The organism is Pectobacterium zantedeschiae, from assembly GCF_004137795.1.
GTDB classification, from domain to species: Bacteria; Pseudomonadota; Gammaproteobacteria; order Enterobacterales; family Enterobacteriaceae; genus Pectobacterium; species Pectobacterium zantedeschiae.
In genome coordinates, this window is record NZ_NWTM01000001.1 from 2,683,710 (window position 1) to 2,705,019 (window position 21,310).

Below are 21,310 nucleotides of genomic sequence, written 5' to 3' on the forward strand. Positions count from 1 at the left end.
GTAAGTAGGCTGATCATGAATAGACCCATCTCTTTTAAACACACGTTCTGCTACGGCAGCGCGAACCTGCTCGGCAGTGGCGCGCTTGCTATCAGCGGCGCATGGCTGATGTATTTTTACACCACATTTTGTGGTTTAACATTGGTTCAAGCTGCTGCTATTTTCTCCGTCGCCAGTATCATTGATGCGATCAGTAACCCAGTAATGGGATACATAAGCGATAATTTTTACAACACCCGTATTGGTCGCCGATTTGGTCGCCGCCGCTTCTTTATTCTGCTAGGCGCCCCACTGGTTCTGGTCTACCCCATGCTATGGGTTGAAGGCTTTGGCTTCTGGTACTACCTGGCGACATATGTGCTGTTCGAGCTGATTTATACCTCGATCATGGTGCCATATGAGACGCTGGCTACCGAAATGACCTCTGACTTTAAACTGCGCTCTAAGCTGACGGGTTCTAAAGCCATTTTCGGTAAAATTGCCAACTTCCTGGCGGCATTCATTCCGGGGCAGTTTATTGCCATCTACGGTAAAGACTCTGCAACGCCATTCTTCTACACCGGCCTGGTCTACGGTGCCATTATGTGTGCAGCGATGATCGCACTGTATATGACATCCTGGGAGCGTCCGGTAAACGAAATCGTACGTGAAAGTACGTCCAGCCTGTGGCAGGCCATGAAAAAGCTGAGCGTGGATATGGTCTCCACTTTCCGTCTGCGTATTTTCCGCAAGCATCTGGGGATGTATCTGTTTGGCTTCGGTGCTGAGTGGCTTTTCGCTTCCGCGTTTACCTACTTTATCGTCTTTGGCCTGAAACAAAACACGGCACTGGTGTCACACCTCAACAGTTTCAGCTCAGTCATGCAGCTTATTTCTACCGCAGCCTTCATCGGTATTTGCGTCAAAATGGGCTTTGCACGGCCGTTCCGTCTGGCACTGATGGTGGTGATTGTCAGCGTAATAGCCTATGCCGCACTCTATTTTGCAAACTGGTCAGATGAAATGACCATCTTCGTCCTGTTTGCTATTACCGCTGTATTTGGCCTGAGCACTGGCGGTATCTACTACATTCCCTGGACGGTTTATACCTTCCTGGCCGATGTGGATGAAGTTCTGACTGGGCGTCGCCGTGAAGGTATTTACGCAGGTGCCATGACGTTTGCTGGCAAGATGGTACGTTCCGTCATTGTCTTCGCGATGGGCTGGACGTTGAGCCAATTCGGCTTTGTCTCTGGGCACTCGGTACAGCCAGAATCTGCCGTACAGGCGATTGTTGGCGTGTTCTCTCTCGGTGTTATCGCTCTTGCGCTGGTTGCGATTTACTACACGACGCAGATGAAGCTGGATCGTAAAAACCACGCCATTCTGCTGGAAGAAATTGCACGTATCAAAGCAGGTGGTGCCATTGCCGATGCACCCGCTCATGCTCGTGCCGTCGCAGAAGAGCTGACAGGTTGGGAATATGAGAAATGCTGGGGCAACAATCCGTTGGGTGTTCAGTCAGAAGAGACGAAACCGCAGGTTGCTAGTGTGCAGCATTAATCGAAGCTAATTATTCGCTAAAAACTCGCACCACTTAAAAACTATCAGCCCAATTTCGCATTGGGCTGATTCATTTAGAGCATCGTGTATTGATTAACAGAGCGTGAGGATAATATGGCAGGCGGTCGCCTCAATCGCCTACCGAAACGCGGTATTAAATCAGTGATGCTTCTTTCAATTCACTTTTCAGGTAAGCGTAGTATATCGGCGCCGCAATTACCCCAGACAGGCCAAATGCCGCTTCAAACACCAGCATCGCCAGCAGAATTTCCCACGCATGCGCTTTGATCCTCGTCCCAACGATTTGTGCATTGAGGAAGTACTCAAGTTTGTGAATCAGCATCAAATACACTAGCGCAATCAGCGCGATAGGCAGCGAAAGAGATAAACCAGACAGGAAAACAATCGAATTGGAGATCAGGTTACCGATGACCGGTAGCAAACCAAAAACAAAAGTGAGCACCACCAGCGTTTTGGCAAATGGCAGATGAATACCGCACAGCGGCAGCGCACCGAGAATAAAAATGGCAGACAGCACCGTATTAACCACAGAGATTTTCACCTGAGCGAAAACAATGTTGCGAAATGATGCCGACAGCAACGTAACCCGGCGCAGTAATTCCGCTTTTAGTAACGGTTTTTCCGTGTCCTGATCGACGTTATAAAGCGAGATAATCGCTCCGAGTACCATACCGATTAGCATGGTCACAAAACCATGCAGAAAACTTTTCCCCATGTTCTGCAACATCACAATGTGTGCCTGAACCCATTGCAGTAGCTCATGCTGAAGTTCTTCAATACTGACCGGCAGATATCCCGGTAGGTAATGGACAATCTGCTGCTGGATGTCATTGAGGATGTAGCCAATACGAACATTGAACGCAGCAGTATCCTTCATTTCCTGCATCAACAACCCGACCAGACTGCCAAACAATAAACTCAACAGGCTGACCACTAACGTGCTGATCACCGCGACAACTATCCAACGAGCGCGTTTACCGCTGATGACCCGCTGAAAATAGGGGGTCAGTAAATTCACAATTTCATACACCAAAAAACCGGCAATAAAGCAGGCCAGCAGGCGTAGAGGCAGCAATATAAACAAGCCGCTCATAATAAAGAAAAAGCTCAACAGGCGAGCTTGTTTCAGATTCAGTAACTGCATGATGACATCCCTAAGAAGAGGCAACGCTGAGAATACTCTTTGTGGAGTATGCTACGCCTTTTTCGGTATCAACAGATTGATATATATGCCCCAGATTCGCGTTTAGTCTGCGAGTAATAATCAACCAGATAACAAACGGAGAACATTTTTGGTGTTTTATTGGTGAAATACCAGCAGTGTTTTAGCTAGGACGGATATCCACCCACCAGGAAAAACGCCTGCTAACCTTCACAGGCAAAGTCCGTGCAACGGCGTCAAGCAGGCGATCGGTTTCATGTAGTGGAAATACGCCAGAAATCCGTAAATTTGCCACTGCGGAATCGACATGAAAATATCCCTTGTGATAGCGGGAAATTTCATTGATAAGCTGTCCTAACGGCATGTTATCCGCGACTAGCTGTCCCTTTCGCCAGCTCTGGCGGAAGTTCTCAACGGGCGCAGGCTCGCTGCACTTGTCGTGAGTAAAGATAACCTGTTGCCCGGCCGTCACGCGCTGTGCGGCGGGTATCCCGGTTTGTAGCAATACTTCACCGCTAAAAACGGAGAGGACGCTGTGGGCAGAAGTATAGCGCAGCACCAATTGGCAGGAATGCGCAGAGGCAGCGAGATCGCCATGGGGCGTAGTCAACCGGGCGGCATGTGCCGTTTGGTTGTCCAGCATCAACTCACCTTTGATCAATTGAAACGTCAGCGGCTGAGACAACGCGGGATTGCCCTGCTGATTCAATGCTGAATCCGTATTAAGCCAGACAGTCATCCCCGTTTCGATGCTCAGCTCACGCGTTTCTCCGGTTCCCGTACGATAATCGGCAGCATAACTTTCCCACGGCAGACTAAAACCCACGCCTCCGGTGATGCTGGCGATCACCAACAATTTGAGCACGCGCCGACGTTCCTCACCCCGTTTGCTCAACACCGTAGAGGCTAATTGGCTGTCTACCGTATGGAAACGGGCATGAATCTGTTCAACCTGCTGCCAGGCGAGCCGATGTGTTTCATCTTGATGTAACCAGCGCTGCCATATCTGACGATCGTGTTCGGAGCAGTCTTCATCATATAGCGTGGCATACCACTCAGCGGCGGCATAAAGAACATCTTTCGGAATAGAAGAAGTGATAGAGGAAATCATAAGTCCTGACACAATAGACAATTCAGCATTGCCTGTGCCATATATTTTTTCACCATCCGCTCGGAAACGGCTAATTTTTCAGCAACCTGCCGATAGGTTAAGCCGTCCAGATGCACCAGCAAGAATGCCTGACGCACTTTGCCCGGCAGCGTCGCCAGCATCTGGTCAATCGCCAGTAACGCATCAACCACGATGGCCTGCTGCTCCAGCGAAGGCGAAAAGGTAAATTCTTGCTCTGCCAACACCTGAAGATAGGCGTTTTCGATGTCTTTACGTCGCCAGTGATTCACCACTAGCCCATGGGCTACGGTCGTCAGCCAGGCGCGAGGCTCACGAATATGATCGGCCTGATGCTGACAGATCAAACGTAGAAACGTGTCTTGCGCCAGATCGGCAGCCTGCTGTGAACACCCTAAACGCCGACGCAGCCACGCCTGTAACCAGGCATGGTGGTCATGATAAATCTGCTGAACGTTTAAGGTTTCAGGTTGATCGGGGCAGACAGCGGCGGAACTCTTCACGGTATTCGCTCAATGTGACAGCAATGAAATGATTTTCATTATCATTAAAAGCAAAGTCAACGACTATTCACGTCTATCGTGCCGATTGCGGTAAAAACGGGGTATTACATGGGGCAGTGCAAAAAGAAAGAAGCCCGAAGGCTTCTTTCTGTGAGATTCAAAAAAGAAGGTTACCAGCGATAACTGACGTTCGCGCTGACGATGCGACCTTCACCGTAGTAGCACCAGTAGTTACAGGCGCTGACGTACTCATGATTTGCCAGATTGGTAGCATTAACCTGCAACCGCCAGTCTTTGCTGAAATCATAGGCAATCATTGCATCCCACAGCGTATAAGCGGGAACCTTCATATCCGCCGTATTGGCAATGTCGCCGTAAGAACTGCCAACATAGCGTACACCGCTACCGATACTTAACCCTTCCAGCTTGCCGTTAAAGGCATAGGTCGCCCAGCCAGACACGATATGCTCCGGCAGGCCCGGTAGGCGTTTACCCACTTCACCAACGGAACCGGATTTGGTCGTCTTGACTTCGTTGTACGTGTAGTTTGCCGTCAGCGTCAGGCCAGTATAAACCTCACTGCTCAATTCCAATTCAAGACCGCGTGAACGCGCTTCACCAGCCTGAATAGTCAGACTCGGGTTTTTAGGATCCGTCGTTTTAACGTTTTTCTGTTCCAGATTAAACAGGGCAGCAGAAGCATAGCCGTTAAAGCCTTCCGGCGTGTATTTCAGGCCAATTTCAGTCTGTTTGCCTTCTTCCGGCACATAAGGACGTTCGTAGCCATCACGTCCCGACACCGGAAGGAACGATTCGGAGTAGCTGACATAAGGGGAAATTCCGTTATCAAACAGATACATTACCCCAGCAGTCTTGGTGAATTTGGTATCGTCGGTGCGGGTATCCACTCCTGATGACAAATTATGGTCACGAGACTTTGCCACATCGTAACGTCCTCCCAGCAAGAAGATCAGACGCTCGTCATATTTGATCTGATTCTGGACGTAATAACCGGTCTGGTGTCGCCCAGAACGGTGATCGAACAGTTGGCTGTCCGGTGACGTATAGTTGCCATAAACGGGGTTAAAAATATCGATCGGGTCACCAAAGGAGTACAGGTTCCCATCACGGCTTTGCGTATTGGCACGACGATAGTCAAACCCGAGCAACAGGGTATTTTCAATATTTTCCCACTGCCATTCACCCACTAAACGGTTATCTGTAGCCCAGTTTTGCGCAAAGCCGTCGCGGTAGGTCAACCCACGAGTAGCCAGTCGATCGCTGACAGTATTCGTTACCGGATCGGTATACCTTCCCAGCACGTAGGCTCCGCGCAGATCCATATTCAGATAGGCATAGTTCAGGTTCTGGTGGAATGTCCAGGTGTCGTTCAGATGATGCGTGAACTCATAGCCTAGGTTGAACTGCCGGGTGTTGTGGTTGTTAATTCCCGGCTCGCCGAGCGACGTTTTATAGCCCACTTTGCCAAACGGCGTGTTATGCAACGTACCATACGGCAGCTTAAAGCCGTTGGTCATGTCGGATTGCGTATCCATGTAGCTGGCTAACACAGTCAGTTCGGTGTCTTCACCAAGAAACGTGACGCTTGGTGCCAGATAGAAGCGCTTGCTTTTAGAAAAATCCACCTCGCCCGACGTATCACGCGCCAGCGCGACAACGCGGTACAACACCGAACCGTCATCATTCAGCGGACCTGCACTATCGACAGCCAAATGGCGATAGTCGTTAGAGCCATATTCCAGCTCGACTTTTCCCTGCGGCAAACGCGTAGGCCGTTTGGTGATGACGTTAACCAGGCCACCCGGCGGGTTTTGCCCGTACAGAACGGACGCAGGGCCTTTCAGAACTTCGATACGCTCGACGCCAAATGGCTCAATCTGCTGACCATAGAATCCATCTTCATTCAGCGTAGCCAGACCATTCTGGAACCGAGATTGATCGCTAAATCCACGGATGGTCACCCATTCGGCCTTATTATCCGGCCCATATGGCGTCGCAAGAATACCGCTGCTATAGCGAAGCGCCTGATCAATTTTTTGCGCCCCGCGCTCTTCGAACTGTTTCTCTGTCACAACCGCAACCGCACGTGGCGTTTCCGAAATCGGTACATCCAGCTTCATCGCGGTATTCGGTGGAGCGGTGACGACAATCCGATCGTTTTTAGCGACAGCAGGCGCTGAAACGGGAACGGGCTCACTCGCCGTGCGCTGCACTAGCGTCACGCTACCATCGGCACTGAACTGTGCTCCTAGGCCACTATTGCTGAGAATCTGTTGGAAACCCTGTTCAACGCTGTAGTTCCCCTGCAACCCGGAACCGCGTTTACCCGCTACTAATGCCGGATCGTAAGAAAGTAATACGCCAGCCTGTTGGGCAAATTGATTGAGCACCTGATTGAGTGGGCCAGACGACACCGTATATTGTTGGACAGACGCCGCAGATGCAGCATAGACGGCCACCATTGGCAGCACTGAGGCAAACGATGCCCCAAGTACCCCGGCACGTAAAATACGAGCCAACAGGTGGGTACGGAATTTAACCATTATTTATCCCCTATCGCATAAGAAACGCTTGTTTTCAGAATCTATGCCAATTGGGAGAGTAAAAAGGGGAACCAGAAATCGAAAAATAATTGCAGTAATACGTTATGAATCAGAAATTATTACGGAAAAGTTGTTGTCGATATTGGTGAATCAATGTGCAGAAATATCCTTACCAGTAATGGCTGACACCGTTTTTTATCAAAAAGTGCTATACCCTAAATAATTCGAGTTTCAGGAAGGCGGCAAGTGAGAGAACCCCGATGAGCTTACTCAAGTAAGTGATTCGGGTGACTGAACGTAACCAACGCACATACAGCTTGAAGTATGGCGGGTATATATGGCGATAAGTGCTGTATCGGCTCTAGTGCATCCATAATTAGACGAGCGTCTACATATTTATTCATCATCATTTAGGATTCAAGGTGCTAAAAATAAAGAAAATTTACAGAACTTATTATCAATGTTTAATAAACCAGGATGTCTAAAGGAATAACTCACGAAAAGGCAGAAGGAAAAGGTAATAGGCAAAGAGGAAGGCAGGATGAAATCGAAACGTTTCGCTGTTTATTTTAAAAGGAGCATATTACATACAATAAAATAGTTAACTCTCTATTTTTATTAATCTTTCACGCCATGGCAGTTAATAAAAAGCGTCTTTTATTCCCCATTCATGAAAAATCGATACAACTTTATGGTTCTACTGACCGTCAGCAAATATCAGAGAATAACTAACGCAATCGATTGCGGTTGAAAAAACGAGGCTAATTAGTGATGGCAACGCAATTAATAACAACAATTTTTCTTTTGTCGCTATTTTCCACTATAAAATTCCCGCTGCTATTCTTCCCGCCAGATAATCTACGATTATTCAAGCTTATGACGCCAAATTTGTCGAAGGCTCAACCGTATCCTGATTCAGGATCAGCAGAGAAAGCACTCGGTTTTCAACGTTCAGCTTAGAAAAAGACAGCGTACTTAACTGTTTTTTGGTAAAGCCATCGGACAGTAAATCCGAAACCACGCGCGTACTCAACACGTTGGAATCCGTCATAAAGTCGTGATAGGCAAACTTCACATTGATAGGTAATACATCATCAATTGAGACGGGCGTATTCATTTCAGCACGCAATCCGAAATGGGCGTTGAAAGCAGAATTTGCGCAGACGACCTTACATTTTTCGTCAATCACCGCCACAGCACGCCGATCATTCTGAACTGGTTGAGAAAGCATGCCTAAAATCTCATTCCGGCCAAATATCAGACTCATTATTTCCTCTGCATCATGCTATGTAAAAAGATATCTCACAGCGCACCATGACGCCACGGTGCCCTATTGATAAGCAATCAACCTACCGGAATTTAAAAGGTTTCCGGACTAATAGTGTTCTTCCCCACCCTAGAAGCCACCTAATGAAAATGGTGAATTTCGCTAACCGGAACTTTTTACTCGTCCTCTGGTTACCGGGGCTCAAACATCTGCCGCCTTACTCAGCGCCAGTGATATTGGGTATATCTATGTTGTTTATTTTTGGAAACCGGATATTTCTGAATAAGACACAAAAAATAACACTTAATTTTTCTTTTTGTCAGCGGCTGGCACACGACATCTTTACCTGTTTTAAGAAGGCCCACATCTATGCCGTAGAACCTACCTAGAGTGTAGATTATTCACACTTATCTGCCCGTTGATAATCAGATAAATCTATTTCATTAATAGTCTACATATAATTAACAATTGAAACAAAATCCCAACACGTAAACCACAGTAGAACGTGCTAAATAGCTGCTCCACGTAGGAATATACTCTGAACAGGATTTTTGCTATCGGCTGAATAAGCGGGATCTTTATGCCTTTTGATCGTAAAGGGCGATCAAAAACCTAATAACAATAGATATAATCTATTGAAAACAATGAATTGATCGTTAATGACATTATAACAGCATAGATAATTCTACTGGCTTTCATATTGTGACATACATCACTTATCGCATTTTGGCTACCACGAAAAAGCTGCCTATTTTCTGAGCTAAAAGACTATCTTTTAAGTAACGCTTCATTGCTTTTCCTGCATTGCGTGATCAATCGCGCAAAAAAGAAACAAAGATAACGGGTTAACTACAATTAACCATTATTTGACATAGCATTAACATGTTTAAGGAGAAGCGCTATGACACAACATAATAAACACGCCATTCCCACCGCAATTGCGGAAAATGCACTGATAAATGCCCAGCAATATGAAAATATGTATCGACTGTCCGTTGATGATCCCGCCGCCTTCTGGGGTGAGCAGGGAAAGATCGTCGATTGGATCAAACCCTATGAAACGATCAAGAACACCTCATTTGACCCTGGCCATATCCGTATTCGCTGGTTTGAAGACGGTACATTAAATGTGGCTGCAAATTGTTTGGATCGCCATCTTGCCGAACGTGGCGATCAAACCGCCATCATCTGGGAAGGCGATGACGCGACTGAAAGTAAAAAAGTCACCTACCGTGAACTGCATCAGTCCGTGTGCCGCTTCGCCAATGTGTTGAAGTCACAAGGCGTCAAGAAAGGTGATGTCGTTGCCATTTATATGCCGATGGTGCCAGAAGCCGCCGTAGCAATGCTGGCCTGTGCCAGAATCGGTGCGATTCACTCGGTGATATTCGGGGGCTTTTCTCCCGAAGCCATTTCCGGGCGCATCATCGACTCCAGCGCCAAGCTCGTCATCACCGCCGATGAAGGCATCCGTGCCGGACGCGTGATTCCGCTGAAGAAGAATATTGATGAGGCGTTAAAAAACCCGAACGTCACGACAATTTCCAGCGTTATCGTTTTCCGTCGTACGGGCAAGATCAATGAATGGAAAGACGGGCGCGATCTGTGGTGGCACGATCTGATTGAAAAAGCAGACGATCATTGCCCGCCAGAAGAGATGAACGCGGAAGATCCGCTATTTATCCTTTATACATCGGGTTCGACCGGTAAACCCAAAGGCGTACTGCATACCACTGGCGGCTATCTGGTTTATGCCGCACTGACCTTCAAGTATGTCTTCGATTACCATCCCGGCGACATCTACTGGTGTACAGCGGACGTTGGCTGGGTTACGGGACATAGCTATTTGCTTTATGGTCCGCTGGCATGCGGCGCGATCACGCTGATGTTCGAAGGTGTGCCAACCTGGCCGGACGCTAGCCGCATGGCGCAAGTGGTCGACAAACATAAGGTCAATATTCTCTATACCGCCCCTACGGCGATCCGCGCGCTGATGGCTGAAGGTGATAAAGCGATCGAAGGTACATCGCGTGAATCGCTCAGGATCATGGGTTCCGTTGGCGAACCGATCAACCCGGAAGCCTGGGAGTGGTATTTCAACAAAATCGGCAATGGTAAATGTCCTATCGTCGATACCTGGTGGCAAACGGAAACGGGCGGCTTCATGATCACCCCGCTCCCCGGCGCAATCGAAGCAAAAGCTGGCTCTGCGACACGTCCATTCTTTGGGGTACAACCTGCGCTAGTCGACAATCTCGGTAACCCACAGGAAGGCACCACTGAGGGCAATTTAGTCATCGTTGATTCCTGGCCGGGTCAGGCAAGAACGCTGTTTGGCAATCATGACCGCTTCGAACAAACCTATTTTTCCACCTTTAAAGGCATGTACTTCAGCGGCGACGGCGCGCGCCGTGACGAGGATGGCTATTACTGGATTACAGGCCGCGTTGACGACGTGCTTAACGTTTCCGGTCACCGACTGGGGACAGCAGAAATCGAATCTGCACTCGTCGCACATCCTAAGATTGCCGAAGCGGCAGTGGTGGGTATCCCGCATCATATGAAGGGGCAGGCCATTTACGCCTACATCACACTGAACCACGGTGAAGAGCCGTCCAGCGAGCTGTATACCGAAGTTCGCAACTGGGTACGTAAGGAAATCGGCCCCATTGCCACACCGGACATCCTGCACTGGACAGACTCATTACCGAAAACGCGATCCGGCAAAATCATGCGGCGTATTTTGCGTAAGATCGCCGCCGGTGATACCAGCAATCTGGGGGACACCTCAACGCTGGCCGATCCTGGCGTCGTCGAAAAACTGCTCGAAGAAAAGCAGGCCATGAGTACCGCCTCTCAATAACCATTAGCCCCCCGCTCGCTTCATTCCCGTAAGCCATGACGTGGCTTGCGGGGATGTGGCTGGCGATAAATCAGGCGGTAACGTCTCGGCAACACTCAACCTTACCGATTACTGGAGACTTACGATGAATGATGCCATTTATCAACGGATTGAAAGTAACCCCTTATTCAGAGAACTGGTCAACAAGCGACAGCGTTTTGCCGCTTTTCTTTCGCTAATCATGCTGGTGCTTTATGTCGGTTTTATTCTGCTGATCGCCTTTGCGCCCGGCTGGCTGGGCACACCGATCGCTCCCGATTCCAGCATTACCCGTGGAATTCCGATTGGTGTGGGATTGATTGCGATTTCCTTCATTCTGACAGGCGTCTATGTGTATCGCGCTAACGGTGAATTTGATCGTCTGACCAAGCAGTTACTGGATGAGGTAAAGCAATGAAAATACGCTTTATGATGCTGTTCGGACTGCTGGCACTGCCAGTTCTGGCGTGGGCGGCGGATGCACTCACAGGGGATGTCCAGCGCCAGCCGCTGAATATTCAGGCCATTGTGATGTTTCTGCTGTTCGTCGGCGGTACGCTGTATATCACCTACTGGGCGTCGAAGAAAACCCGTTCACGTAGCGACTACTATACAGCTGGCGGAAATATCACAGGTTTCCAGAACGGGCTGGCGATTGCAGGCGACTATATGTCAGCCGCCTCCTTCCTCGGTATTTCTGCTCTGGTCTATACCTCCGGCTACGACGGTCTGATCTATTCACTCGGTTTTCTGGTCGGCTGGCCGATTATCCTGTTTCTGATCGCGGAGCGGCTGCGTAACCTCGGGCGTTATACCTTTGCTGACGTCGCCTCCTACCGTCTGCAACAGCGTCCTATCCGTAGCCTGTCAGCCTGCGGCTCTCTGGTGGTTGTGGCCCTATACCTCATTGCACAGATGGTGGGCGCGGGGAAACTCATTGAGCTGCTGTTTGGCCTCAACTACCATGTGGCCGTGGTGCTGGTCGGCATTCTGATGGTCATGTATGTGATGTTTGGCGGCATGCTTGCCACCACATGGGTACAAATTATCAAAGCCGTCCTGCTGCTATTCGGCGCCACCTTTATGGCCGTCATGGTAATGAAATCCGTAGGGTTCAGTTTTGATGCACTGTTCAAACAGGCAATGGCGGTTCACCCGAAAGGCGCTGCAATCATGAGCCCTGGCGGATTGGTTTCTGACCCGATATCTGCGCTATCTCTTGGACTGGGACTCATGTTCGGTACAGCCGGTTTGCCGCACATTCTGATGCGTTTTTTCACCGTCAGCGATGCCAAAGAAGCCCGGAAAAGCGTGTTCTACGCCACTGGGTTCATGGGCTATTTCTACTTCCTGACCTTCATCATCGGCTTTGGTGCCATTCTGTTGGTCAGCGCGAATCCTGCCTTTAAGGACGCGACGGGGGCACTCATCGGTGGGAATAACATGGCGGCAGTGCATCTGGCTGATGCGGTCGGCGGCAACTTCTTCCTCGGCTTTATCTCCGCCGTGGCCTTTGCCACCATTCTGGCCGTTGTTGCTGGCCTGACACTGGCGGGCGCGTCTGCCGTATCCCACGATCTCTACTCCAACGTGATTAAGAAAGGAAAAGCGACGGAGCGCGATGAGCTGAAAGTCTCGAAAATCACCGTACTGGTGCTGGGTGTGGTGGCTATTTCGCTCGGTATCCTGTTTGAGAACCAGAATATCGCCTTCATGGTTGGGTTGGCGTTCTCTATCGCTGCCAGCTGTAACTTCCCAATCATTATCATCTCCATGTACTGGTCGAAACTGACGACACGCGGAGCCATGATTGGCGGTTGGGCAGGGCTATTAACGGCCGTCATTCTGATGGTACTGGGGCCAACGATCTGGGTGAAAATTCTCGGCCACGCCACGCCTATTTATCCTTACGATTACCCAGCGCTGTTCTCTATGCTGGTTGCGTTTATCGGTATCTGGTTCTTCTCCATCACCGATCGTTCCGAATCCGGGCAGCAAGAACGCGCACGCTTCCACGCTCAGTTTGTCCGTTCACAAACCGGCGTCGGCGCTTCAAAAGGCAGTTCCCACTAATTTCTCTCTCATTGGCCCGCTTTCGCGGGCCAATTCTTCTCTGATATCCTGCACTCCACGTTATTAAAACGGGTTTTACTCCTCACTTAAGGTCACCACGTCATACATCACACTGCCGCCTTTTAATTGCAGCGTGATGATGTTGCTGCCGTTTTTCAGGAAATCCGATGACACGGGGATACGCGCAACATGATAGCGACCACTCTGTAGCGCGCCGCGATAGATCGCTTTGTCGTTCTCATAAGTTAGTGTCTCCAGCGTGCTACCGTTTACCGCTACCGCCAGCTGTGGCACCGTTGGCTCGCTCATGCCGCTGTTGCTGGCTGCCGCCAATGCGATGTTCAGGAAATAGGTTTTCTTCTCAGGTTGTAGAACAAAACGGATATCCCATTTTCCCGGTTTAGTCTGCGCGTAATACCAGTCGCGCTGATAGTCGCTTCGGCCAATATCGAACGTCAGATTTGCCGGAACCTCATGCTGCCAGCGGGTGTTACGCGCTTCGTTACCAAATCGGAATTCGCTCGCCTTCCGATTTGCTTGCCCAATAGCCCAGACAACCGATTCGGCTTTAGGCAAGACTATCATCGGCAGCGTTTGCTTATCACCGGAAACAGACAGCATTTGCTCAGCCACTATCCCCGGCTGCGTCCCGCTGTTGGCGTACACTGCCAGATGGTAATTGCCCGGCCGAACGTGAGGAATAGCAAAGTTTCCCTGCGAGTCTGTCGTTGCCTGATATGAATAGCCACGGGTTTGTACATCAAACGGTTCATCCAATGATGATGAAAGCACCACCGTCATCGACTGCTGGCTCGCAACACGTCCGCTGACCTGCGTGCGATCGGGCGCATAGCGTGAATCGTCCACCCATTTATACGGCCAATTTATCGTTTCCGTCATCGCCTGACGCTGCGCATCTGCCAGCATTTGCTCGGTATCGCCCTGATTAATGTATAGCAACCACGGACCATAGAATTTTTTCCAACCCGGCGAGACTTTCATATCCGGCGTGCCAAAGTGCGACCCCGTCATATAGTTCAGAATGATCGCATCCTGATGCACCAGAAGATCCTGTTTGAGTGCATCACCGGAGAAGTACTCCCGATTACCGTGAATCAGCCATGCGCCCACACCGTTACCAAAAACGCCCCAGAAAGGCGCGGTACGTATGTAGCCAGCGAAATCATATTTGGAATAGATGCTGCCATCCGGCAATCGCCAGGTTTCATCCTGCACCTTTGGCGACACCTCAAGCTGGCTATAGAGCAGCGGTTTACCCTGACGAACGCCGCTGTAGAGATGATCTAGTCGAGTGGGATCGAAGCGATAGACGTTACGCAGCTCGCTGACGTTAACATCCTGACTTCCGCTGTTTTCGGCCATGACATAACTATAAAGCCCGCTAACGCCACGACGCATAATCAGGTGATATTCGAGCTTTAGCAGCCCACCTCGGTCATCGATATAAGCCACATGCGCCATCTCACGATCGTTACGCAGCACCTCCACCCGCTCGGGGACAAAATCTTTGACGCCTTTGACGTAATAATCAAGGTAAGCGCTACGTGTTTTGCTCGGATCGCGCGCAGCACCGGACAGGTTGGTGACAATATTTTTGCCTCCCGTCACCATGCTCACCGCGCTGCCATCCTCCCCAAATGTGATTTTCAGTAATCCGTTATCCAGAACGGTATTCAAACCAGAAACGGATAACGACACGGCGTTATCCTGAGCACTATAGCCATAAGGTGCCAGCATGGCGCCCACCAACAACAAGACAGATCGCTTCACAGTCAGCCCTCTTGTGTTCCACGGTTTAGACAGAAACGTTTATCGCGATGGTTCAGGCCACGGCAAATATCAGATATTAGGGGAAACACGGTGATGAGGTTCCCGCCGGGACACCTCACACCGTGGTAGCCCCGTGTATCTCGGTATGGCACCAAACCTTGTCGCTGAAATTAGAAATTTCTGCCATGTTAAATAGATGGGATAGAGATATCAGGAACAACATAATCGAGGAAAGAAGCGCCCTCCTTCACACTACTGCCAGCAAAAACAAGAAGCTGGCAGTAGCAGGAAGAAAGTCTGGATCGACATCGCAGAAATCAAAACCGATCAGAATGACAGTTCGCGGATCAGCACGGCAGATACCACTTTCCAGCCGCGAATCAGTAGGCTTTGCGCCTTACCGTCCATGACGACTGTGCCACGTAGTACCTGCGGCCGAGCGCGATAATCCTCAGGCAGACTGAGTAATACGCGGTAAACCGCCTGCTCAGGATGCAGTTTGCGCTGTGAGTCGCTCAACGTAGCAATGTCGCCGCCGTAAACCGAGGCGAGTTCCGGCGCAGCATTCAGATCGCGGGTCGCGGTACTGGCAATCTCCACAATCGTGAGCGGCAACGACGAGCGGCTGACATCCTGTAAATAAAACGTGCCTTTTCCACCCTGACTGAGCCGCTGCCAGTCTTTTTCCGACACAAATGCTTCGACTAACCCGCCGGTTGGCTTGGTCACTACGGCCAACCACTCGCCTTGCCCCAGCCACTCGCCCGTTTCCAGCGGCGTCGCCATATCCGCCACCACGCCGTCTATCGGCGCACGTACCGTCAACTGTTCAGACTGACGCTGCAATACCTGTAACTTTTGCAGCGCCGCTTCGTACTCCTGCTTCACCCGTTGGTGATCGCCAGCCGCTTCCTTGTTGAATACCTGAAACGTACTTTGCCAGTTCAGCGTAGCGATTTGTCGTTCCAACTGTTGCCGTTCATGCGCCAGCGCATCAGACGACAGCGTAAATAGCATCTGCCCAGCGCGCACAGGCTGACCGACCTGCACGTCAATACGCTGAATCATCGCGGGTACAGGCATATACAGGCTGCTTTGCTGTTCCGCTCGCAGCAGCGCCGGTGCGTACACGCTGTGCTGCCAGGGGATCATGAGCAAGAGCAGAACCACGATACTCACGGTCAGCGTCGTCGTCATATTACGGTTCATACGATAATCCTTACGGCGTTTACTCCATTCGCGTACTTCATTCACCACGGGCATCACCACGAAGTAGCCGATTTCAATCGCGAAAAGCAGCATCCCCAGCAGCTTGAACGCCATGTGGTAAACCAGAATCGCGATACCGGTAAACAGGAAGAAACGGTATATCCATACCGCAAACGCATAGCCCACCAGCGTGCGTTGCAACCAGCGCGGAAAGTGCTCCGGCGGTGCATCCCCCAGCCCGAACAGCCATTCGCGCATCTGCCAGCGACCAATGGCAAAACCTCGATTTTGCAGATTCGGCACCTGTAATCCGTCAGAAAGCAGGAAATAACCGTCGAAGCGCATCAGCGGGCTGAGATTTATCGCCAGCGTCATGATCCACGTGGTCGTCGCCAGCATAAAGGCAGCGCTACGCAGCATGCCGTCTGGTAAAAAGCTCCACGCCAGCGTCGCCCACGCGGCTAGCACTAGTTCGGTCATCATGCCCGCCGCGCCAATCGCCATACGCTGCCGACGACGAGTGAGTTTCCATGAACCAGACGTATCGGTGTACAGCACCGGCATCATCACCAGAAATGCGACGCCCATGGTAGCGACTCGGGCACCAAAGCGCTTACAAGTGTAGGCGTGACCGAACTCATGCAAAATCTTGGTAAAGCACAGCGTAAGCCCCGCTAATGCCGCACCTTCCAGCGTGAAGAAGTGCAGAAACGTATGTTTGAACGTTTCCCACTGGCGTCCGGCGAGGAATAGCCCCAGCACGGCCACCAGCAGCGTTAGCTTGAGAAAAGTACGGCTGAAAAGTGGCGCGATCCACGGCAGCGTCGCGCCCAGAAAGCGATCGGGATGCCATAAAGGAATACGAAAAAACAGATAATTCTTCAGCAGCTTGCGCCAAATAGAGACACGTGACTGCTCCACCTGACGGGTAAACTGCGCCAGCGCTTCATCACCGGAAACACGCGTCAGGCTGTTGGCCTGTAAGAAACGGTTGAAGTACTGCACGTCGCTGTCATCAAGCATCAGAGCAGAAGTCTGGTTAACCTCGGCGACGATCTGCTCGGCATTCCCCATCGACCAACGCGATAGCATCGCCATTTCTGCCCAACCGATACGAAAGTAAAGACCGCGCAACGGATCTTCCAGCGTCCAGCTTGGCGATCCATCGCGGTTAGCTGGCCCGGCATGCAGGATCAGTTCATCGCGCAGCGGGCTGAGTCCGGCGGCTGGCGTCGCACCTCCGGCCATCGTTAAACGCCCAGCCAGACGCGCAGGGATGCGAGCGGTTTACGCAGCAGATAAACGAATAGCACCGTGCGTTTCCCGTACAGCTTGGCAGTACCTTTCAGGCCTACGCGCAGCTGTGGATCATCCTGCGTAAAACGCGCCCGTAGCCGATAGGCCATCACATTATCTGGCGTCGGCGCAGCACGATAGCCAATCTGCTCAAGCCGTGCTTCCTGTGCAGAATTCGGCGCGACGTTGAGGAACAGGCGAACATCCGCGCCGTTTTCCAACGCAATGGCATCCGCCGCAGGCAATTGAATTTCCAACTCAACATCGTGCGGGTCGGCGATCATCATGATACGTTCCCCCACCGCCACCGAACGCCCAATCCAGTCGCTGCTATCGTCAAAAATCGCCACGCCGTCACGCGGCGCAACGAGCTGCATACGTTCCTGCTGACGTTGCAGAAAATCCATGTCGCTCTGTGCCTGCTCTCGGCGGCTTTGCAGCACGGCCAGACTGGCTTTACTGTTGGCATCGAACAGCGCCTGCTGCTGTGCCTGACGATACTGGGCATCGGCAGTAGCAAAAGCCTGCCGCGCTGATTCCAGTCGATTTTCCAGTTCACGCACGTCCAGCCGCACTAGCGGTTGGCTAGCGTTAACGGTTTGATTGGGGCGAACCAGAATGTCATCCACCACGCCCGCCACAGGGGCGCGTACCATAACCGGACGGTGCGCGACGATCTCTGCCGGAGCCAGCACCGACTGGCGAACGGGGATCAATAAGATCAGTACTAGCGCGATCGCGGCGGCAAGGATCAGGCGACGTCTGGCAGGCAGCGTTTTCGATGGGCGACGACGTACTTTACACAGGCTCGACCACGCATGCGCGTAAGCGTCAGCCAGCTTTTCCAGCAGTACGATTTCAGCAGGCAACCACGCGCTGTCGCGAGCTAACACCAGCACTAGCGGCGCATCCCCTTGAGCTACGCGCAACGGTAGCCAGAGTAAAAACTCGGGCAGGTGTTCCTGCCACAGAACCTGATCGTCAGCAGGAAGTTCTCGGCATTGCAGCACCTGCGTTTGGCGCCCTTCCTCCTGCCACTGACGGCACAGTCGGCTAAATTCGGTGCAGAACGGCGCGTTGTGATCGAGTGAGGCCAGCCCGGAAGCCGCCTGTAAACGTCGTTTGTCGCCGTCCCATAACAGCGCCTGCCGATACTTCACTAGATTGTGCGTTTCATTGACGATGAAAAACGCCAGTTCATCCAGCGTTTCACGTGCTCTGGCACGGCTTTGCAACTGTAACAGTTCGGCCAGCAGCGCCAGCCGGGTATCCTGTTCGGTTTGTACTGCTGCCGTTGTGTTCCGCTCGGTCATGGCGACACGCTGCCTGCTGCGTCAGGCGGTGCAATCTGCGCCACGCCGCTCATGCCCGGCAGTAATCCAGCGGTGGATTGTGTAATCCGGCCAAAGACCTTCACTGACTGACTAACCGGATCGATAGCCGAGGAGAGGCGGCTGATTTCCGCCGGATAGCTCAGGCCGGTTTCATCCAGCGTGACCTGAAAGGCGCTACCCTGCTTTAACCACACCAACCAGCGCGACGGTACGATCATTTCCAGCTCGAACGCGCTGTCATCATAAATCGCTAACAGCTCTTTGCCTTCCGGCACGGATTCCCAACGCTTCACCTTGGTTTCCGTTACGCGGCCAGCAAACGGCGCTTTAATCGCACAGCGTTGCAGCATAGCCCGATTAACGCCGCTTTCCGCCTGCGCCATCGACACGGACGATCGCGCCTGATCGACATCAGACAGACTGATCGAATTGAGTTTATCCAACCGATCGGCAATCGCCAGTTTCTTACGCGCGGCGTTCTCTGCGGCGTTCGAGTAGTTCAGCTTTTCGCGCAGCACGGTGCAGTCAAACGTTACCAGCGTGTCGCCCTGTTTGAAATGTTCGCCTTCTTTCACTGCAATATCCGTCACTTTTCCGGCAATTTCGCTGGATAACACGGTGTAACGCTGTGCACTAAGCTGCACGCGAATGTCTCCCGTGGTCGCAGCCTGCCCCCACAGGGGCAGACTTAACGCACTCACCAGCAACAGAGGACGCATCATGCCGACAGCCATTAACGCGGGCCTCCCGCCTGTAGCGATTGCAGGTTGTCCCACATATCTGTATTCACCACGCGATAGGGTTTCCCCGCGTTAGCCGCTGGCGTCACGGCAACAGGCTTTATGGGCTTCGTTACAGGCGAACCTGTCGTGGAAGCCGTTACGGTAGAAGCCGTCGTGGTAGCAGGCGTAGGTGGTGTTGACAGGGACAAACGCGGCACCGCAACGCCGCCTTTCTCAAGATTCCCCGTGGTACGGGCAATCGAGCTACTCAGCGCGGCCAGACTGACATCGTTCACGTTATCCGGCAGCACATCCAACCCGGCAGCCTGATACACCGCGCCCAGCGCGTTCTGCACGTCGGCAAAGCTGCGGTCACGTGCGCGGGTGGTCAGAATGGTTTCCGTACTGACGCGCACCTGTTCCATTTGCGTTTCGGCACGATGCTGTACGCTGAGCGTGGTCTGGTTCAGGATGCCGCGCTGAATCCGCGCCAGTTCCTGATAACGACCGAACATCCGCGTGCTCTGCTGGTATTCTTGCCAGGCAACGTTCACCTGTGTCAGCACCGCCATGCGCAGTGCCTGGCGACGCACTTCCGCCAGATCTTCATTCGCCTGTCCGGCGCGTTTCACCGATGACCATGACAGCACATTCAGCAGGTTGCCGCTGACCTGAACGCCCGCGTTCGCCCATTGATGATTGACCAGATAGCTGTTGCTGTCGCCATTGATACCAGCAAACAATGACACACCCGGCAGCAGACGCAGCAGCGATTTACGCGTTTCCAGTACGCTATTGCGTGCCAGATAGCTCTCTTCGCGCACTTCTGGGCGTTTCACCATCGAGAAGTTTTCCAGATCGTCGAGCGAGTAAGCCATCTTCGGTGCCACCAGACTGCTTTCACTCGGCACGACAACATCATATTTGCTGGACGGCGGCAGGTTCATCAGCGCCGCCAAACGGGATTTCGCCACCACCAGATCGCTGTCGACGATTTCTAACTGGCGCACCATCTCCAGCATATTTTTTTGGAAACGCAGCGCCTCAACGGGTGCCAATAGACGCTGTTGCTCGGTCTGACGCGCGTATTCCAACGCCTGACGTGCCTGCGTCAGCGCCGTTGTCACTTCCGGCTGCAAGCGCTGCGCCGTTGCCGCTTCCCAATAAGCGGTACGCACCTGACGGGTAATATCTGCCACGACGCGACGGCGGCGCTCTTCCGCCGCCAGCGATTTGTTCGCCTGTACTTTGGCATTGAAATAGCTGATACCGAAGTCCAGCACATTCCAGCTCATCGTCAGATCGGCCGTACGTTGGGTCTGATCCTGACTGGTAGACGCCTCCAGTGACTGCCGACCCGTAGTAACCGACTCACTGCTAGAACCGGCCACGTTATCACGGGTTTGTAACCCGGCGCGTGCGGTCAGTTTCGGTAACAGCATGTCCAGATTTTGTACGCCCAACAGGTCGTCTTCCATCGCCTGTTCCATCAGCGCGACCCGCTGTTGCAGGTTATATTTCAGCGCACGGGCAATCGCCTCATCCAGCGTGATCGTACCGCGCACCGGTTCCTGATTGGCGAACATCTGCGTTCTGTCGCTCAGCGCCTGTGCAACCTGCTGTTCAACCGTTACCGGTTCTGGTTTGACGGCACAGCCAGCCAACCCCAGACAGGCGAGGGTCACCGCGATCCGTAACGCCCGGGAACCTGCGGAGCGTGGTGTAGCCTCGCGTTGAACGTTCTGCTGTTGACTATCGTGCTGCTGGCTATCCCAGAAATGCGCTATGTGCTGATTCACCCGGGTTCTCCCCATCT

General features: G+C 51.9%; 14 protein-coding genes. 4 read left to right on the forward strand and 10 right to left on the reverse strand.

The window, feature by feature from the left end; genetic code table 11:
* Positions 1-15: 15 nt before the first annotated feature.
* Positions 16-1,542 (forward strand): MFS transporter, encoded by a 1,527-nt coding sequence (locus tag CLR69_RS12140; protein ID WP_129712761.1) that lies wholly within the window; start codon positions 16-18, stop codon positions 1,540-1,542.
* Positions 1,543-1,696: 154 nt separating this feature from the next.
* Here CLR69_RS12140 and CLR69_RS12145 read toward each other — a convergent pair whose 3' ends face one another.
* The 5 genes from CLR69_RS12145 to CLR69_RS12165 all read right to left on the reverse strand — a co-directional run bounded on the left by CLR69_RS12145 (position 1,697) and on the right by CLR69_RS12165 (position 8,188).
* Positions 1,697-2,707, reverse strand: a complete 1,011-nt coding sequence (locus tag CLR69_RS12145; protein WP_129702912.1) for an AI-2E family transporter — start codon at positions 2,705-2,707, stop codon at positions 1,697-1,699.
* A 181-nt stretch (positions 2,708-2,888) separates the two neighbouring features.
* Positions 2,889-3,836, reverse strand: coding sequence for a FecR domain-containing protein (locus CLR69_RS12150; RefSeq protein WP_129712762.1), 948 nt, complete (start codon positions 3,834-3,836; stop codon positions 2,889-2,891).
* Entirely contained in the window at positions 3,833-4,357 is a 525-nt protein-coding gene (locus CLR69_RS12155) for a sigma-70 family RNA polymerase sigma factor (protein ID WP_129702910.1), read from the reverse strand. The genes CLR69_RS12150 and CLR69_RS12155 overlap by 4 nt, the downstream gene beginning before the upstream one ends.
* Positions 4,358-4,527: 170 nt before the next feature.
* Complete coding sequence (locus tag CLR69_RS12160; RefSeq protein ID WP_129712763.1) at positions 4,528-6,921, reverse strand: TonB-dependent siderophore receptor; 2,394 nt, start codon at positions 6,919-6,921, stop codon at positions 4,528-4,530.
* 874 nt (positions 6,922-7,795) lie between these two features.
* The gene (locus CLR69_RS12165) at positions 7,796-8,188 is read right to left on the reverse strand and encodes a transcriptional regulator (protein WP_129702908.1); all 393 of its coding nucleotides are present in this window, start codon (positions 8,186-8,188) and stop codon (positions 7,796-7,798) included.
* 901 nt (positions 8,189-9,089) lie between these two features.
* Here CLR69_RS12165 and acs point away from each other — a divergent pair.
* The 3 genes from acs to actP all read left to right on the forward strand — a co-directional run bounded on the left by acs (position 9,090) and on the right by actP (position 13,142).
* Positions 9,090-11,051, forward strand: coding sequence for an acetate--CoA ligase (gene acs / locus CLR69_RS12170; RefSeq protein ID WP_129712764.1), 1,962 nt, complete (start codon positions 9,090-9,092; stop codon positions 11,049-11,051).
* Between the two features lie 124 nt (positions 11,052-11,175).
* Complete coding sequence (locus CLR69_RS12175) at positions 11,176-11,487, forward strand: DUF485 domain-containing protein (protein ID WP_011092414.1); 312 nt, start codon at positions 11,176-11,178, stop codon at positions 11,485-11,487.
* Positions 11,484-13,142 carry a cation/acetate symporter ActP gene (gene actP, locus CLR69_RS12180; protein WP_129712765.1) on the forward strand — a complete coding sequence of 553 codons (1,659 nt, stop codon included), beginning with the start codon at positions 11,484-11,486 and terminating at the stop codon, positions 13,140-13,142. The genes CLR69_RS12175 and actP overlap by 4 nt, the downstream gene beginning before the upstream one ends.
* 75 nt (positions 13,143-13,217) lie before the next feature.
* Here actP and CLR69_RS12185 read toward each other — a convergent pair whose 3' ends face one another.
* From CLR69_RS12185 to CLR69_RS12205, 5 genes are all read right to left on the reverse strand, one after another.
* Complete coding sequence (locus tag CLR69_RS12185; RefSeq protein ID WP_197730554.1) at positions 13,218-14,933, reverse strand: polysaccharide lyase family protein; 1,716 nt, start codon at positions 14,931-14,933, stop codon at positions 13,218-13,220.
* 327 nt (positions 14,934-15,260) lie between these two features.
* On the reverse strand, positions 15,261-17,390 hold the full coding sequence (locus CLR69_RS12190; RefSeq protein ID WP_129712766.1) for an HlyD family efflux transporter periplasmic adaptor subunit: 2,130 nt from the start codon (positions 17,388-17,390) through the stop codon (positions 15,261-15,263).
* A 2-nt stretch (positions 17,391-17,392) separates the two neighbouring features.
* Positions 17,393-18,751: an efflux RND transporter periplasmic adaptor subunit gene (locus tag CLR69_RS12195; protein ID WP_129712767.1), complete on the reverse strand. Its 1,359-nt coding sequence runs from the start codon at positions 18,749-18,751 to the stop codon at positions 17,393-17,395.
* Positions 18,748-19,506, reverse strand: a complete 759-nt coding sequence (locus CLR69_RS12200) for an efflux RND transporter periplasmic adaptor subunit (protein WP_129712768.1) — start codon at positions 19,504-19,506, stop codon at positions 18,748-18,750. The genes CLR69_RS12195 and CLR69_RS12200 overlap by 4 nt, the downstream gene beginning before the upstream one ends.
* Positions 19,506-21,293, reverse strand: a complete 1,788-nt coding sequence (locus CLR69_RS12205; protein WP_129712769.1) for a TolC family protein — start codon at positions 21,291-21,293, stop codon at positions 19,506-19,508. Before CLR69_RS12205 ends, CLR69_RS12200 begins: the two co-directional genes overlap by 1 nt.
* Between the last annotated feature and the right edge of the window lie 17 nt (positions 21,294-21,310).

Bases quoted from the DNA above. Each gene is read 5' to 3' on its own strand.
- CLR69_RS12140 (WP_129712761.1), top strand. From the start codon at position 16: ATGAATAGACCCATCTCTTTTAAACACACGTTCTGCTACGGCAGCGCG.
- CLR69_RS12145 (WP_129702912.1), bottom strand. From the start codon at position 2,707: ATGCAGTTACTGAATCTGAAACAAGCTCGCCTGTTGAGCTTTTTCTTT.
- CLR69_RS12150 (WP_129712762.1), bottom strand. From the start codon at position 3,836: ATGATTTCCTCTATCACTTCTTCTATTCCGAAAGATGTTCTTTATGCC.
- CLR69_RS12160 (WP_129712763.1), bottom strand. From the start codon at position 6,921: ATGGTTAAATTCCGTACCCACCTGTTGGCTCGTATTTTACGTGCCGGG.
- CLR69_RS12165 (WP_129702908.1), bottom strand. From the start codon at position 8,188: ATGAGTCTGATATTTGGCCGGAATGAGATTTTAGGCATGCTTTCTCAA.
- acs (WP_129712764.1), top strand. From the start codon at position 9,090: ATGACACAACATAATAAACACGCCATTCCCACCGCAATTGCGGAAAAT.
- CLR69_RS12175 (WP_011092414.1), top strand. From the start codon at position 11,176: ATGAATGATGCCATTTATCAACGGATTGAAAGTAACCCCTTATTCAGA.
- actP (WP_129712765.1), top strand. From the start codon at position 11,484: ATGAAAATACGCTTTATGATGCTGTTCGGACTGCTGGCACTGCCAGTT.
- CLR69_RS12190 (WP_129712766.1), bottom strand. From the start codon at position 17,390: ATGGCCGGAGGTGCGACGCCAGCCGCCGGACTCAGCCCGCTGCGCGAT.
- CLR69_RS12195 (WP_129712767.1), bottom strand. From the start codon at position 18,751: ATGACCGAGCGGAACACAACGGCAGCAGTACAAACCGAACAGGATACC.
- CLR69_RS12200 (WP_129712768.1), bottom strand. From the start codon at position 19,506: ATGGCTGTCGGCATGATGCGTCCTCTGTTGCTGGTGAGTGCGTTAAGT.